The organism is Anaerocaecibacter muris, from assembly GCF_943192945.1.
Taxonomy (GTDB): domain Bacteria; phylum Bacillota; class Clostridia; order Christensenellales; family Pumilibacteraceae; genus Anaerocaecibacter; species Anaerocaecibacter muris.
In genome coordinates this window covers 170,971-186,625 of record NZ_CALPCE010000003.1, presented here as the reverse complement: position 1 = coordinate 186,625, position 15,655 = coordinate 170,971, and the positions used below count along the sequence as shown (strand labels likewise).

General features: G+C 53.1%; 13 protein-coding genes. 9 read left to right on the top strand and 4 right to left on the bottom strand.

Annotation, left to right across the window (positions count from 1 at the left end):
- The first annotated feature begins 120 nt into the window (after nt 1-120).
- The gene (locus NFR57_RS03975) at nt 121-2,655 is read left to right on the top strand and encodes a Tex family protein (RefSeq protein ID WP_476726952.1); all 2,535 of its coding nucleotides are present in this window, start codon (nt 121-123) and stop codon (nt 2,653-2,655) included.
- 161 nt (nt 2,656-2,816) lie between these two features.
- Here the strand turns inward: NFR57_RS03975 and NFR57_RS03970 are convergent, their stop codons facing one another.
- Both NFR57_RS03970 and NFR57_RS03965 read right to left on the bottom strand, forming a co-directional pair.
- Entirely contained in the window at nt 2,817-3,344 is a 528-nt protein-coding gene (locus tag NFR57_RS03970; RefSeq protein WP_251182540.1) for a GNAT family N-acetyltransferase, read from the bottom strand.
- Between the two features lie 465 nt (nt 3,345-3,809).
- Nucleotides 3,810-4,532, bottom strand: a complete 723-nt coding sequence (locus NFR57_RS03965; protein ID WP_275557175.1) for a DeoR/GlpR family DNA-binding transcription regulator — start codon at nt 4,530-4,532, stop codon at nt 3,810-3,812.
- Between the two features lie 209 nt (nt 4,533-4,741).
- Between NFR57_RS03965 and NFR57_RS03960 the strand changes: the two genes are divergently transcribed.
- From NFR57_RS03960 to NFR57_RS03940, 5 genes are all read left to right on the top strand, one after another.
- The gene (locus NFR57_RS03960; RefSeq protein ID WP_251182538.1) at nt 4,742-6,040 is read left to right on the top strand and encodes a rhamnulokinase; all 1,299 of its coding nucleotides are present in this window, start codon (nt 4,742-4,744) and stop codon (nt 6,038-6,040) included.
- 57 nt (nt 6,041-6,097) lie between these two features.
- A complete protein-coding gene (locus tag NFR57_RS03955) occupies nt 6,098-7,333 on the top strand; it encodes an L-rhamnose isomerase (RefSeq protein WP_251182537.1) in 1,236 nt (411 codons plus the stop codon).
- Nucleotide 7,334: 1 nt separating this feature from the next.
- A complete protein-coding gene (rhaD, locus tag NFR57_RS03950; protein WP_251182536.1) occupies nt 7,335-8,216 on the top strand; it encodes a rhamnulose-1-phosphate aldolase in 882 nt (293 codons plus the stop codon).
- 185 nt (nt 8,217-8,401) lie between these two features.
- Nucleotides 8,402-9,778: an asparagine--tRNA ligase gene (asnS, locus tag NFR57_RS03945; protein ID WP_251182535.1), complete on the top strand. Its 1,377-nt coding sequence runs from the start codon at nt 8,402-8,404 to the stop codon at nt 9,776-9,778.
- Nucleotides 9,779-9,793: 15 nt separating this feature from the next.
- Complete coding sequence (locus tag NFR57_RS03940; RefSeq protein WP_251182534.1) at nt 9,794-10,738, top strand: hypothetical protein; 945 nt, start codon at nt 9,794-9,796, stop codon at nt 10,736-10,738.
- A 97-nt stretch (nt 10,739-10,835) separates the two neighbouring features.
- Here NFR57_RS03940 and NFR57_RS03935 read toward each other — a convergent pair whose 3' ends face one another.
- A complete protein-coding gene (locus NFR57_RS03935; RefSeq protein WP_251182533.1) occupies nt 10,836-11,141 on the bottom strand; it encodes a DUF1540 domain-containing protein in 306 nt (101 codons plus the stop codon).
- Between the two features lie 117 nt (nt 11,142-11,258).
- Between NFR57_RS03935 and NFR57_RS03930 the strand changes: the two genes are divergently transcribed.
- Nucleotides 11,259-12,416 (top strand): hypothetical protein, encoded by a 1,158-nt coding sequence (locus NFR57_RS03930; protein ID WP_251182532.1) that lies wholly within the window; start codon nt 11,259-11,261, stop codon nt 12,414-12,416.
- Between the two features lie 95 nt (nt 12,417-12,511).
- Here the strand turns inward: NFR57_RS03930 and NFR57_RS03925 are convergent, their stop codons facing one another.
- A complete protein-coding gene (locus NFR57_RS03925; RefSeq protein ID WP_251182531.1) occupies nt 12,512-13,117 on the bottom strand; it encodes an AlkZ-related protein in 606 nt (201 codons plus the stop codon).
- 117 nt (nt 13,118-13,234) lie between these two features.
- On the opposite strand from NFR57_RS03925, the gene NFR57_RS03920 reads away from it, so the two are divergent.
- Nucleotides 13,235-14,395, top strand: coding sequence for a DUF815 domain-containing protein (locus NFR57_RS03920; RefSeq protein ID WP_251182530.1), 1,161 nt, complete (start codon nt 13,235-13,237; stop codon nt 14,393-14,395).
- Nucleotides 14,395-15,450: a putative manganese transporter gene (locus NFR57_RS03915; RefSeq protein WP_251182529.1), complete on the top strand. Its 1,056-nt coding sequence runs from the start codon at nt 14,395-14,397 to the stop codon at nt 15,448-15,450. Before NFR57_RS03920 ends, NFR57_RS03915 begins: the two co-directional genes overlap by 1 nt.
- Nucleotides 15,451-15,655: the final 205 nt, after the last annotated feature.

The following is a 15,655-nucleotide window of genomic DNA, read 5'->3' as shown; positions in this document are numbered from 1 at the left end:
GGTATGCGGAACAGCCGCCGCTAAAATCGGCTTATAATTGTGGTGTAAAATATTTGATTTTCGCGCGGATATATTGTAAAATAATACGTGCGCAAAAGAGTTGCGCGACACGAGGATTTTATGGATATTAAGAAACAACTTGCCGAAGAATTTTCGCTCAAAGAGGAGCATTGCTCCAACATTGTGGATTTGCTCGATCAGGGCGACACCGTTCCGTTTATCGCGCGTTACCGCAAGGAGATGCACGGCGCGACCGACGATCAGGTCATACGCGAACTGTCCGAGCGTTACGAGTATCTAAAAGGACTTGTAAAGCGCAAAGAGGAAATTCAAGCCTCTATTGAGGCGCAGGGCAAGTGGACGGACGAGCTTGCCGCCGCGCTCGACGCGGCAAAAACGCTTACCGAGGCGGAGGACATTTATCGCCCGTACAAGCAGAAGAAAAAGACGCGCGCGTCGGTTGCCGTTGCGCGCGGACTGGAACCGCTTGCCGATATTATCGAGGCGCAAGAGCTTGCTTCTTACGACGAGGCGGAACTGTGCGCGCCGTATATCGACGCGGACAAGGAAGTGCCCGACGCCAAGACCGCTATCGACGGCGCGTGCGACATAATAGCCGAGCGTATTTCGGACGACGCGGCTATCCGCAAGGCATTGCGCGAACAGGCTATGTCGGTCGGTCGGCTTGTCGCCGCGCTCGACGAGTCCTGCACGGACGACGAAAAGAAAAAAGTATACGAAACGTATTTCAAATTCGACGAGGCGGTTGCGACCGTGCCCAGTCACCGCGTTCTCGCGGTTACTCGCGGCGAAAAGGAAGAGTGTCTTAAAGTCAACGTCAATGTTGACGAAGTCAAGGCGCTCGAACTTATTTCCGCGGCAAAAAAGAAAAGCTCGGCGTTCGACGCGCTTATCGACAGAACGATAGAGGACAGCTATAAACGGCTTATTCAGCCGAGTATCGAACGCGAAGTGCGGACGGAACTGTTTGACCGCGCGTCCGAACAGGCTATCAAAACGTTCGAGCGCAACTTAAAACCGTTGTTGTTACAGCCGCCGCTCAAAGGCAAAGTAATACTCGGTCTTGACCCTGCGTACCGCACGGGTTGCAAGATAGCGGTTATCGACGCGTCTGGCAAGTTCCTCGACAGCGCGGTTATTTATCCCACGCCGCCGCAAAAGAAAATCGAGCAAGCCAAAGAAGTGCTTAGAGCGCTTATTGCCAAGCACAACGTAGATTGCATTTCCATAGGTAACGGCACCGCTTCCAAAGAATCGGAAATCTTTGTCGCCGAGCTCATTAAAGAACTCGATCGCCCCGTGTCTTACGCGGTGGTTTCCGAATCGGGCGCGTCGGTGTACAGCGGCAGTAAGCTGGGCGCGGAGGAGTTTCCCGAACTCGACCTCACAATCCGCAGTGCAATCTCCATTGCGCGCCGCCTGCTCGACCCGTTGGCGGAGCTTATAAAAGTGGACGTGCGATCGCTCGGCGTGGGGCAGTATCAACACGACATGCCGCAAAAGCGTCTTGTGTCGTCGCTTACCGCGGCGGTGGAAGACTGCGTCAACAGCGTGGGCGTGGACTTGAACACTGCGTCGTATTCGCTTCTCGCTTACGTTTCGGGACTTAATTCAGGCACGGCAAAGAACATTGTCGAGTACCGTTCCAATAAGCGGTTCGCCTCGCGCAAGGAATTGTTGAGCGTGCCCAAGCTCGGCGCAAAGGCGTTCGAGCAGTGCGCGGGATTTTTGAGAATTACCGACGGCGACAACGTTTTGGACAACACCGCCGTTCACCCCGAATCTTATGACGCGGCGCAAAAACTTATCAAAAAGTTCGGCTATTCGGAAGCCGACGTGCGCGAGTGTAAACTCGGCGACCTGCCGCAAAAGGTCAAGGACGCGGGCGAGCAAACCGTTGCCGACGAAATCGGCGTGGGCGTGCCGACGCTTAACGACATAGTTACCGAGCTTATCAAGCCTGGGCGCGACGTGCGCGACCAACTGCCTCCGCCCGTGTTGCGTTCCGACCTCATGGACATGAACGACCTTAAAGAGGGCATGCAGATACAGGGCGTTGTGCGCAACGTGACCGACTTCGGCGCGTTCGTGGACATATCGGTGCATCAGGACGGACTGTTGCACATTTCCGAAATTTCGGACAGCTTTATCAAGCACCCGTCGGACGTGCTCAAAGTGGGCGACAAAGTAAACGTGTGGGTGCTGTCGGTCGATAACCAAAAACACAGGATTGCGCTCACCATGCTCGACCCCGCGACGCGCGACGCGCGCAAAGCCGAGTACGAAAAGCAAAAGCAAGAGCGCGCCGACAAAAAAGCGGAATGGCAAAAGATAAAAGCCGAGCGCGACAAAAAACACGAGGAGTGGTTGCAACGCCAAGCCGAGCGCGAAAAGCGCAAAGCCGAGGGCGGCGCGCCTCGCCGCGACGACAATGCGCGCCGCGACTTCCGCCCGCGCGACGGCGAAAAACGCGACTTCGGCAGGAACGGCGCAAGCGGCGAACGCAGACCGTTCGGCGACAGGGAGCGGCAAAGCGGCTATCGCGACAGAACGGACGAACGCGCGCCGTCCACCGAGAACATGAGCATGGACGAAAAGTTAGCCGCCCTTGCGAAAATGTTCAACAAAAAATAACGCATAATCAATATCGCAAGAATGTAAAAACCCGACGTAAAGTCGGGTTTTCGCTTGCGTAAAAATTGTACGCGGCTCGATAAATCGCGGTTAAATGCAATGATCGTTACGCCGAGCGCGCTCAACAAAATCGGCGGAGCAACAGTAACCCAAAACGAATTTTAATCAGCCGTAAAACTATATGTCAATTCTCTTGCGGTCTCGTTTCTTTTTATATAAGTTCTAACACCGTCATCGCTTTCAAGTTTAAGCCCTATTTTTTCCATAAGGCGAGCTGATGGCGCATTTCTGTAATCGCATTGCGCAACCAATTTTTTGAGATGTAGGGTATTCAAAGCAAAATCTTTTATTGCAATAGCGGCTTCCGACGCATAACCCATTTTATGAAATTTTTTGTTCAATATCCAACCTAACTCTCCGACATTTCTCTCATCATTCAAATATACCGAAACCGCGCCGATCAGCGAGCCGTTCAATATAACGGCAAATTCGTAAAAAGCGGGGTCGTCTTTTTCCCATTCCTCGGTGACGCCGATCAAAAATTCTGCTGTTTCCTCCAACGTTCGCTTCGGCATCCTCATCATAAATCGGGTATTCTCGGCGTCAGACGCGTATTCATGCACGGAGTCTAAATCGGTGATATTCAGTGGGCGCAACAGCAGTCTTTCCGTTCTTATCTCGTGATACATTTTCATCTCCGAAAACGCACGGCTTGCTCCCGTGCGGCAAATTACCGTTTATCGTATAGTAATTATATCGTATTTGTTTATTATTTGCAACTGTAAAAAATCATTTTGGCGCCTACGCGAACTTGAAAATCGCATTGGAACGTTAGACAAGCAAATAACAATAGAGAGCAGTAAAGTTGGGGCGTGTGTATAGGCAAGTAAGGGCGAAACGCGCAACCCGACCGATTGAGAATCTATCGGGTTTTGGGTTGCCTTGGCGTTAATAGCCTAACACGCCCCTTTCTCATGTCAAGCGGCTTTCGCGGCATAACCGCCGTTGAAGAAATACCGACAAAACCGAGTACGCGCCTACAAGGGCGTTTCTACGGCTTATAACGGCGCGATTGCCAACTAAATCGGCAAAAGAAAAAAACTAAAACTATGGGGTTCGTTTTAGGTTCTTATCGGCGGCGCGGCGGAAAACAATCAGCTTGCGACGACGGGCAAACCCTCAAAGTCCTCGGCGTGTTCGGGCGGGATTTTGTCGCACACGATTAAGTCGAATTCGGACAGATTGCCGAAAATGTAAATGCCCGCGCGCGCGTTTATTTTGGTGCTGTCCGCGAGCAAGACGCGCACGGCGGAATTTTCGTAAGCGACCTGTTTTATTTCGCGTTGGTCGAGCGTTTTTTCAAACGCCGTTCTTTTGCGTATGGACGCGCACGAGGCAAGCATAAGATCGAACGAAAAAGATTGAAGCTGTCGCGCCGTCCAACTGCCCGTTATCGACACGCTCGACAGTGTTATGTTTCCACCCAATATTATAAGGTTTATGTCCTCCATGCGCGACAGCGACAGCGCGGTTTGCAAGTTGTTGGTCACAACCGTTTTGCCCGCAAGGTCCAGCCGTTGCGCGAGCGCGAGCGCGGTGGACGAGCTGTCTATAAACAGCGATTTAAAATCGGGAATATGCGGCAACGCATTTGCTGCGACAGCCTCTTTTTCTTTTGCGTTGACGTTCATGCGCACAAACATGGAAATTTCGTCCGCCGCTTCCGCTATAAGCGCGCCGCCGTGACTGCGCCGCACAACGCCCATGCGTTGCATTGCGGTAAGGTCGCGCCTGATGGTCGCTTCGCACACATACAGACGGCTTGCAAGATCGTGTACCGTCACGTTCTTTTCGGATTTCATGATCCGCAAGATCACATTTTGCCGTTCGTTGTCCAATCGTTGTTCCTCTTTTGCGCGTTTGTGATCGAATTATACGATATTTTTACGCGATTGTCAATATAATGAGCATATTTGCTCAAAAACGTGCAGACCTGCCGATATTGTGATATACTTTAAGCAGACAAAAGTCGCGCGGCGGCACAGGTTTTTGCCTCGCGGTGCGGCGATATGCGGAGCGTTGGGATATGAAATATTATCTTGCCATTGATATAGGCGCGTCGAGCGGGCGACATATAGTCGGTTGGCCGGACGGCGGGAAAATGACTACGGACGAAGTGTATCGGTTCGGCAACGGCGTTTGCAATGCAAACGGCAAGCTGACGTGGGATATAAAATCGCTGTTCGATAACGTGGTCGAGGGAATCAAAGCCGCGCTTAAAAAGTACCCCAAAATCGAAAGTTTTGCGATAGACACGTGGGGCGTCGATTACGTCCTTATAAATTACGACGAGGAAATATTGCCGTGCCATTCCTACCGCGACGGGCGCACGCAAAACGCAATCGAGCGGGTGCACGGGCTTGTGCCGTTTGCCGAGCTTTATTCGCGCACGGGCATACAGTTTCAGCCGTTCAACACCGTGTATCAGTTGTGCGACGACGCGGACAGCGGCAGGCTGGACAACGCGACCGACTTTTTGATGATACCCGAATATCTTACGTATAAGCTGACGGGCGTCAAGTCGCACGAGTACACCAACGCCACGACGACGGGGCTTGTCAACTGCGCGACGGGCGAGTACGACCGCGACATAATACGGCGACTGGGCTTGCCCGATCATCTGTTTTGCGCGCTGTCGCAACCGCGGACGGTCGTCGGCTCGCTCAAACCCGAAATACGCGAGTATGTGGGCGGCGACGTGCAAGCGGTGCTGTGCGCGAGTCACGACACGGCAAGCGCGGTCGAGGGCATACCCATGGACGGCGATCAACTTTACATATCGAGCGGAACGTGGTCGTTGCTCGGCGCGAAACTTCCCGCCGCAGTTACGGACGAAAACAGCCGCAAAGCCAATTACAGCAACGAGGGCGGCGCGGGCTATATCCGCTATCAAAAGAATATCATGGGCATGTGGGTGGTAAACAGACTGCGCGACGAGCTGTGCCCCGACACGCCGTGGAACGAAATAACGGACGGCGCGAGCAAGAGTGCGTTTAAAGAGAGCGTGGACATAAACGACCAAGCGTTCCTGTCGCCCGTAAGCATGAAAACGGCGTTCGACGGCATGCTCAAACACAAGCCCCAATCGGTTGCCGATTATTTCAACGCTGCGTATATTTCGCTCGCGCACGGCTACGCCTGCGCCATAACCGAACTTCAAGCCAACACGGGCAAAAAGTACGACCGTCTGTATATAGTGGGCGGCGGCGCAAAAAACAAGTATCTCAATTCGCTTGTCAACGACGTGTGCGGCGTGACGGTCACGGCGTTGCCCATAGAAGCGACGGCGATAGGCAATCTTAAAATTCAGGCGCAACGCGATTAGCGATCGCCGCGGCGCGCAACCGTGCAAACAATATCCGAAAAGGAGAATTTTATATTTATGTACGAACAGGCAAAAAAACAGTACGCGCTTTACGGCGTGGACGTCGAAAAGGCGTTAAACACTTTGCGTCAAATCCCCGTAAGCGTGCATTGCTGGCAAGGCGACGACGTTATCGGACTGGACGGCGGCGGAAGTTTGAGCGGCGGCATACAGACGACGGGCAATTATCCGGGTCGCGCGCGCAACTTCGAGGAGCTTAAACGCGATATAGAAAAAGCGTTCTCGCTCATGCCGGGGAAAAAGCGGCTCAACCTGCACGCGAGCTATGCCATACTCGGCGGCGACAAAGTCGATAGAAACGCCTACGCGCCCAAGCATTTCGCGCCGTGGGTGGAGTTTGCCAAAAAGCTCGGCTTGGACGGAATCGATTTTAACCCGACCCTGTTTTCGCACGAAAACGTCAAAGACGGATTGACGCTGTCGTCGCCCGACGAAAAAATACGCAAGTTTTGGGTAGAACATTGCAAGGCGTGCATTAAGATTTCCGAATACTTTGCGACCGAGTTCGGCACGCGCGCGCTTATGAATATTTGGATTCCGGACGGGTTTAAGGACGTGCCCGCCGACAGGCTGTCGCCGCGCCTGCGGCTTAAAAAATCGCTCGACGAAATTCTGTCGTGCGGTTACGACAGAAATAAAGTCGCCGTCGCGGTGGAGAGCAAAGTTTTCGGCATAGGCGTTGAAAGCTATACTGTCGGTAGCAACGAATTTTATCAGAACTATGCGGCAAACAACGGGATTTGCTGTCTTTTGGACAACGGGCATTATCACCCGCTCGAATACGTAAGCGACAAAATCCCGTCGCTGTTGGCGTTTTACGACACGGTCGCGCTTCACGTAACGCGCGGCGTGCGCTGGGACAGCGACCACGTCGTGCTGTTCGAGGACGAACTTAAAGAAATCGCCAAGGAGATTGTGCGCAACGACGCAATCGACAAAGTCAAGATAGGGCTTGACTATTTCGACGCGAGTATCAACAGGCTGTCGGCGTGGGTCACGGGTCAACGCGCCGTGCAAAAAGCATTGCTGTACGCACTGCTCGTAAACGACGCGCCGCTCAAAAAATTGCAGGACGAGGGCGACTTCACCGCGCTCATGGTCGCGCAGGAAGAATACAAAACCCTGCCGTTCGGCGCGGTATGGCAGGAATACTTAAAACGCGAGGGGCTTTGCGAAGCGTACTTGCCCGAAATAAGAAAATACGAAAACGACGTTTTAAAGGAGCGTAAATAATATGGGTTTCATGGATGAAATTAAAAAGGCGGGCAGGGAAATCAAGCGCGCTTGCAAGGACATAACGGCCGCGCCGTTCGTAAGAGAAATGTGCGACACCTGCGCCAACATGTATCGTTTGGGCTGGGACGAGCGCAACGGCGGCAATATAAGTTATATGCTCGACGAAAAGGAAGTTGCCGAATATCTGGACTTAAACAAGGTTATCCGCACTATTCCGCTGATGGGCGTGAACGCCGCGGCGTTCGACGTAACGCCGCTTGTCGGAAAAATTTTCATTGTCACGGGCACAGGCAAATATTTTAAAAACGTCAAGGACGACCCCGAAAACAACCTCGGCATCGTGCGCGTCGCGCAGGATAAAAAGGGCGTGGAGCTTTTGTGGGGCTTTGCCGACGGAGGCAGAACGACGTCCGAGTTTCCCTCGCACATGATGTGCCACATGGCGCGGCTTGCGCAAGACCCCGAAAACCGCGTCGTCATGCACTGCCACCCGACCCATACGCTCGCCATGAACTATGTGCACGAACTTGACGAAAAAAAGTTGACGCACACGCTTTGGGAGATGTGCACGGAGTGCATAGTTGTATTCCCCGACGGCGTGGGAATACTGCCGTGGATGCTTTGCGGCACCGACGAAATAGGCGTTGCGACAGCCGACAAAATGCGCGACTTCCGCATTGTCGTGTGGGCAATGCACGGCGTGTACGGCGCGGGCAAAACCATGGACGAAACGTTCGGGCTTATCGAAACGGTGGAAAAAGCCGCGCAAATCTACATGCTCACTTGCAACCGCCCGCGCATAAACACCATTAAGGACGAGGATATGGTAAAGCTCGCGGAGCTGTTTGGCGTCAAGTACAGAAAAGATTTTTTAAACTGATATATAATAAAGAATAATGTTATAAATAAGGTTAAGGGCTTGCTTTTGCAAGCCTTTTGCGTTTGCCAGAAAACCGGACATGGCGCGCGGACGCACAGTTGGCAAAAACTTGCGGTCATACAGTTGACTAACGCGCCCCGTTAGATTATAATTGTTAAAACACGTAAACGTAAGAGGTTGCGATTATGGAACATATCGAATTGCATAAACTTCGCTCGGGCGAACATATCGGCAAAAAGGTTGCGGTGTGCGGCTGGGTGCGCACTTCTCGCGACAGCAAGAACGTCGCGTTCGCCGAGCTTAACGACGGCAGCGAACTTAATCACATGCAAATCGTTTTCGACAAAGCGAAGTTCGACGACAAAACGCTTGCGCCCATGCTCGCGCTCGGAAGCGCGTTGCGCGTCGTCGGCACGGTCGAAAAGGGCATGAAGGACGAAAGCGTGGAAATTCTTGCCGAAAGCGCGGAGCTTTTGGGCGGAAGCGACGTGTCGTATCCGCTCCAAAAAAAGCGGCATACAATGGAATTTTTGCGCACTATCCCGCACTTGCGCGTGCGTACCAACACGTTTAACGCAGTGTTCCGCGTGCGTTCCGAGCTGTCGTATGCCATACACGAGTTTTTTCACAAAAACGGCTATTACTACGTGCACTCGCCCATAATCACCGGCAGCGACTGCGAAGGCGCGGGCGAAGTGTTTAAAGTTACGACCGTCGGTTACGACCCGTCGATAAAGAGCGAGGAAGAATACAACAAAAAAGACTTTTTCGGTAGGTCGGCGGGGCTTACGGTTTCCGGTCAGCTCGAGGGCGAAGTCATGGCGACCGCGCTCGGCAAAATCTACACTTTCGGTCCGACTTTCCGCGCCGAAAACAGCAACACGCCGCGGCACGCCGCCGAGTTTTGGCAGGTCGAACCCGAGGTCGCGTTTGCCGATATCGACGACATTATCGGCATAGCGACCGACATGATAAAAAGCATAATCGCGCATCTTTTGGAGCATTGCGCACCCGAGCTTGCGTTCTTCGACGAACGGTTTGAGAACGGGCTTTTAGCAAAACTCCGCCACGTCGTTGACAGCGACTTTGCGCGCATAGATTACGCCGACGCAATCGAAGTTCTTAAAAAATCGGGCAAGCAGTTCGTTTATCCCGTCGAGTGGGGACTGGACTTGCAGACCGAGCACGAACGCTATCTGACCGACGAATACTTTAAAAAACCGGTGTTCGTCGTCAACTACCCGCGCAAAATAAAATCGTTCTACATGAAGCAGAACCCCGACGGCAAGACTGTCGCCGCGACCGATTTGCTTGTGCCGGGGGTGGGCGAAATTATAGGATGTTCGGAGCGCGAAGCCGACTACGACAAGCTGTTAAAGGAAATAACCGACCGCGGCATGAAACTGTCCGATTACGCCGACTATTTGGATTTGCGCAAGTTCGGAAGCGTACCGCACAGCGGATTCGGGCTGGGCTTGGAGCGCATGCTCATGTACGTTACGGGCATGGCTAACATTCGCGACGTAATAGAATACCCGCGCACCAAGGACGACTTAAAGTAACGGCACGGAGCGGATATGGATATTAAAGACACCGTTAGGGAACTGTTTGACCCGACGTTCGAGGCGATAGGCGACAGCGACCTCGCGTATTCGCAAAAGCGCGCGCTGTTGTACAACCTGTACTGTTTTGCGTGCGCGGTTTGCCCGGACTATGTCGCCGAGCCGAGCAACACTCTGTTCGAGTACGGCTGTTGTTTTTTGATAGAGCCGCAACGCCACCCCGACTATTCGGCGGACAATGCGGAGTTCAAGCGCACTGCGGCGTCGGCGGACGTTTTGCCGAGCGGCGGGCGGTGGTATACGCGGCGCGGCTCGGACTTTATCAAGTACGACTACGGTTCGCCGCTGTTTGAAAAACTTGTGCTGTCGGGCGTAATTCCGCCGCAGGACAGACCGCCTATCGACGGGCTGTCGCTGTACGCCGCAGTATATTGCGTGTGCAACCTGTTTAAAGAACTTCGCCCGCTGTGGTTTACGTATTATTTTTATCTCGACGCTACGAACGAGCCTGTTGACGAGGAGTTTGACGAAAAGCTGTTCGATATTCTGCACGACAAAAAGGTGTACGAACAAGCCGTCGAGGTGCGCGGATCCGCGCTTATCGGCGACGAGGCGGAACTGGACGGTGCGGATAAATTGCTCAAATGGTATAAGCCGTTTATGGATTTACGGCGCGAATACATATTCGACGTGTTTGAAAAGCGCATGAAAAACGGCGACGTCGATTTTGTTTGCGACTACTCGACGGCTATGCTCGCATGCTACCCCGACAGCGCGGGGCTTATGAACTGGAACGCCGCGTCGCGCACCGAGCGCGTCGTGCGCGATAAGGACGGCGCGGCTCTGCCCGACCTTATCCGCGACTTGCGCGAGTACGCACAGCATACGGACTCGGCGGTAATCAAAAAATATTTACAGCTCGCCGAACTTATGAAAAAGAATATAGACGGCGCAATGTAATATAATCGAATAAAAACAATAAAAAACCGACCCGCAAACAACAGTCGCGCGTCGGTTTTGTTTTGTTCGATTTAAGTTGACTATAAAATCAAGACGTTTATTTCTTGATGAACGTCAAACATTCCGCAGTGCCGTCGTCGGCGGTGGAAACGGTTATGCCGTTGGCTATGCACTTGGCGGAGTGGTTAAAAAGGCAGGGCGCGTTGCAACTGACCGACGTGTCAACCGAATAGTCGGGCTTGGCAAATTCCGCCGCGCTCTCGGTGTTGATGTTTTTGTTCGGGTTGTCCGATTTTTGATAGGTCGTGCAACACGTGCCGCTCGAAACGGCTATGTCTTTGGCACAGCAGCAGTAGCCGTGGTTGTATTTGCAGTTTTTCTGTCCGCATTTAAGATCGTACATGGTTTGCTCCTCTAAAAGTCGTTTGTAACAATAGTATTGCCAAACCTTAAAAGATTATACCGCGCCGCCGTGCGATTATGTTGATTTAATACGAGTTTTAAGCTATAATATACGGTAATGAATATGGGAACGCGATCGATTTGCAAACGTATACAGCCCCGCGACGCACAAAAATCCGCCGCGCTTTTGCGTGTGCCGCAACGCCCCGTCGGTGTGTGCGAACTGCTGTCGTATGTAATACTGCCGTTCCTGTTTATCATGGCGGGCGCAATGCCGACGGCGGCTTTGCCCGTTATGCCGGCAATTATAGTATTGCTGTACTTGCTTTTCCGTCGGTTCGGCGCGTATTTTCCCGCCGCCTGCGTCGCGGGTTACGCCGCGGTCGCGCTTACTTTTAATTACGATATTTTGACGGTAATATATTCTGTCACGCTGTTGTTCGCGCTTGTCGGGCTGTGCCTGTCGGCGCAGTGCGCGTCCTATCTCGCCGCCGCCGCGGTCGCCGCGCTGTTTTCGATAGTCGGGGCAATGTCGGGCGTCGCCGTTGTAAGGATAGCCGAGGGCAAGCCGATAGCCGACATTGCGGCAAGCTATGTCACCGCCGAAAGCGACGACTTTGTAATAGACTTTTTCGCTCGCGATTACTACGACAACGGCGTAAAGCTCAACGTCGGCGAAACAAAGTTAAAGCCGTCGGACAAAGGCTATAAGGAAGCGACTATCGGATTTTTCGCCGACTGGGCAAGCGACGAAATGGGCGAATACGTGTGGTATTACTGTATCCATTACGGAGCGATCGTCGCCGCCGCGGGCTTCTTTTTTTCGTTGGCAGTCAACCGAAAAACGTCGAGTTGCCGCGACGCATGCGTCACCGAAAACAGCCTGCGCGCAAGCACGCGCGCGCTCGGCGGGGTAAGGGTAATGCGCACGCCCGTCGCGCAAATGAAAATGCCGCGCGCCTATCTTTGGACGTGCGTTCTTCCCGCAATGATAACGGGTTTGGTATTGCAGTTTGTAGGCGGCTATTCCGCGCTTGCCGCAACGTGCACGCATCTGTTCGTAACCATGCCGTCGGCGTTTTCGTTTATCACTGTCGCGACGTATTTCGCCACGCTGTTTAGGGGCAAAGCGCGCGTCGCGGCTTATATCGTGTTGGGCGCGATCGCTGTTGCCGCCGCGATGTTCCCCGTCGCGCTGTTTTTCTTTTCCGTAATCGGCGTTTGCGACTGTATTCTCGACCTGCGGTTCTGGACGGAATATATCAAAAACCTGTGATAAACCAAAAACAAAACGGCTCGCATAAGCAAGCCGTTATTTGTATCGAATAAGAGCGGGGGCGCAGTAAAACGCACGGGCGCGCGGCGACGCAATTATATTGCGGGCGACAGAATTTTGTCGAGCGTCTTTTCGTCGAATTCGTGCAAGCCTTTTGCAAGCCGCAACAGCTCGACCGCGTTTTCTCGGGGCGTAAGCGAATACTTGCCGCGGACGTAGTCGTAACCGAACACGTCCTCCGGTCTGCACAGCAACGCCGTGCCCATCGCGCTCTTTTTAAAGTTGAGGCACAAATACGTTTTGTTTTGCAGGGAAGTGACCGCGCCGTCAAACCCTTTCATTTGCAGGGATTTGCCGAGCGTATACGACGGCGTGGGCTTGTCGCCGACCGCGTTCATTATTTCCACTTCGCGGCGCGGGGCTTTGCCCTCGTCGGTCAGCGAATCGAAGTCGTACCCGTCGCGGCGAAGCGCGGCAAGATAGGGAAAAACCTCTTTCGATACGAACGTCGCCTTTTTGTTGACAAACTTGCCGTAAACGAATTCGTTGGTGTTAATCGCCTGTTCCCGAAGCGTCCAAAACGCGTTGAAGTTTACGCCGCTCATCTGCCACGCGGAAAACCCCTCGTCCGTCCAGAACGGGAGCACGCCGTATTCGTTCACCGCCGCTATTAAATCTTCTGCCGTGTGTATTTTATCCATATTCACATTTTAGCTTATTCGTCCGTATTTGTCAAATAAGCGCGAATAATATCGAAGCCGCCGCCGAATTAACGATTGTCGTTGACAAGCCGCGACTAACGGTGTTATACTTTAAGTATGAACAGTTTGTACCTGCGTTATAAATCAATCGCGGTTTTTCACAAGACCGCGGCGGAGCTTGCGCCGCTTGCCGAACTCATCGTGTGCACTGACGTAGCGCGACGCGTGGAGTTGGCGGCGTGCGTTTTTCGCGCGGCGGCGGAACGCGGGTGCGACTGCACGGGCGAGTGGATAAAGTCAATCGTAATGTCGGACGACAACGTATTCAGTCGTGCGGCGGCACGCGGCGAGCGCGTGTCGGACAGGCTCAAAGCGCAGGTCAAGTCCGAACTGTTGACGTTTAAGCAAATGTCGCTCATAAAGCCCGACGATTTTATAACGGACGAATCGCGCGATTGCTTTCCCAAATTCGGGTTCGGCGGGTTTTCGGTCGGGTACGAAAAACTGCTGTCGTTCTATGCCGTAAACGGTTGCGGCAGGATAGCGGCGGGCAACGCGTTCGTGTTGCGCGACGGCGCGCTTGTCGCGGCGGAATGTGAAAACGTGCGACTGTCCGACGTAAAGGATTACGCCGAGGAAAAGGCGGAAATCGTCAAGAACACGGAAAACTTTATAGCCGGCTTGCCCGCGTTCCATACGCTGTTGTACGGCGACCGCGGCACGGGCAAGTCAACGACGGTGCGCGCTATCGCCAACGAGTACCGCGACAGGCTGAAAGTAATAGAACTCGGTCACGGCGATATAGACAAGCTCCCCGCGTTGCGCGCCGAGCTGAACGGGCTTAAACAAAAGTTTATTCTGTTTATAGACGACCTCGCGTTCGACGAAAACGACGGCGCGGCGGACGAACTGAAAACCGCGCTCGAAGGGTCGCTGGACGCACCCGCGGTAAATACCTTGCTATATTGCACGTCCAACCGCAGACATCTTTTTAAGGAAACGGACAAGACCGAATACCGACGGCGCGGCGACGAGGTTCAAGCCGAGCTCGCGCTGTTCGACAGGTTCGGACTGGTGGTCACGTTCGTCAATCCCGACAGAGAGGGGTTTGTCAATATCTTAAAACAAATACTCCGCGCGCGCGGCATAAAATGGCGCGACGAATACGCCGCAATCGCCGAGCTGTCCGCCATTAAAAAAGGCGGAAGAACGCCGCGCGCCGCAAAGCAGATTGCCGACCTTATAGAATCGACTTATGCCGAAAAGCGGGGCGAGTGATGGGCGAAGTCTTTTTGGACGCGTTTTTGGACACGCTCAAAGTCCTGCCGTTCCTGCTGATAATGAACTTTCTGATAGAGCTGTTGGAATACAAATCGGACGGCTTGAACGCGCGCGGAATTTTAAAAGGCGGGCTTGCGCCGTTAATCGGCACGGGCGTGGGCGTCGTGCCGCAGTGCGGTTTTTCGGTCGTCGCGACCGAACTGTACGCCAAGCGCAAAATCGCGCTCGGCACGCTCCTCGCAGTGTATATAGCAACGTCCGACGAAGCGTTGCCGATAATGCTGTCCAGTTACGCGGGCGTTACAAAACTCTTGCCCGTGCTCATTATAAAAGTGTGCTTTGCGCTCATTGTCGGGTATGCGGCGTTCGCCGTCGAAAAATTAGCGGCTAAAAATTCGCGTAGCAAGCACGAGAACGCTCAAACCTGCACGCAGTATACAACGACGAAAATCGAAACTCACGAGCATGCACAAGAGCGCGAAGCCGAACACGCGCACGGAAACGACGACGCGCAAGAACAAGAGCATGCGCACGGACATAAGCACGAGCACAGCGAAGGTCGAGTGCATATACACGGTTGTCACAGGCACGATTTGTGCGGCGAGGAGTACGCAGAACCCGACGAGCACGCGACGAGATCGCAAAAAGCGAAGTTTGTGTGGAACAGATATTTAAAGCACCCGTTGACACACACGGCGACGGTGATATTGTATATACTGATTGTGAATATCGCGTTCGGGATAACGGTGTATTATGTGGGCGAGCGCAGGCTGGCGGAGTTTATCGGCGCGACGGGGTACTTGCAACCGGTGCTTGCGGCGGCGGTGGGGCTAATCCCCAACTGCGCGGCGTCGGTAATCCTAACCGAACTGTACGTAGTGGGCGGACTCAATTTGGGCGGCGCGGTCGCTGGGCTGTGCGTGGGCGCGGGGATAGGCTATGCGGTGCTTGTCAAGCAAAACCGTCCCGTCAAAAACACGCTCATGATAATAGCCGTCATGTTCGTCCTTTCGGCAAGTTTGGGCGTCGCAATAACCGCCTGCGGGTTTTAAAAACAAGTCACATCGGCGAGTTTAACGTCATAAAATATACGAAACGGCAGGGTTTATGTCGTTTTTAACCACAGTTACAAAAATATACAAAAATAAACAATAAAAACATATCTAATTTTGTTGACATATTTGTCGCGATATGATAATATTGTGAAAATATATAGTGTAAAAAGACAACGGCGTCGCAATGGTTTTTGCGCCGCCG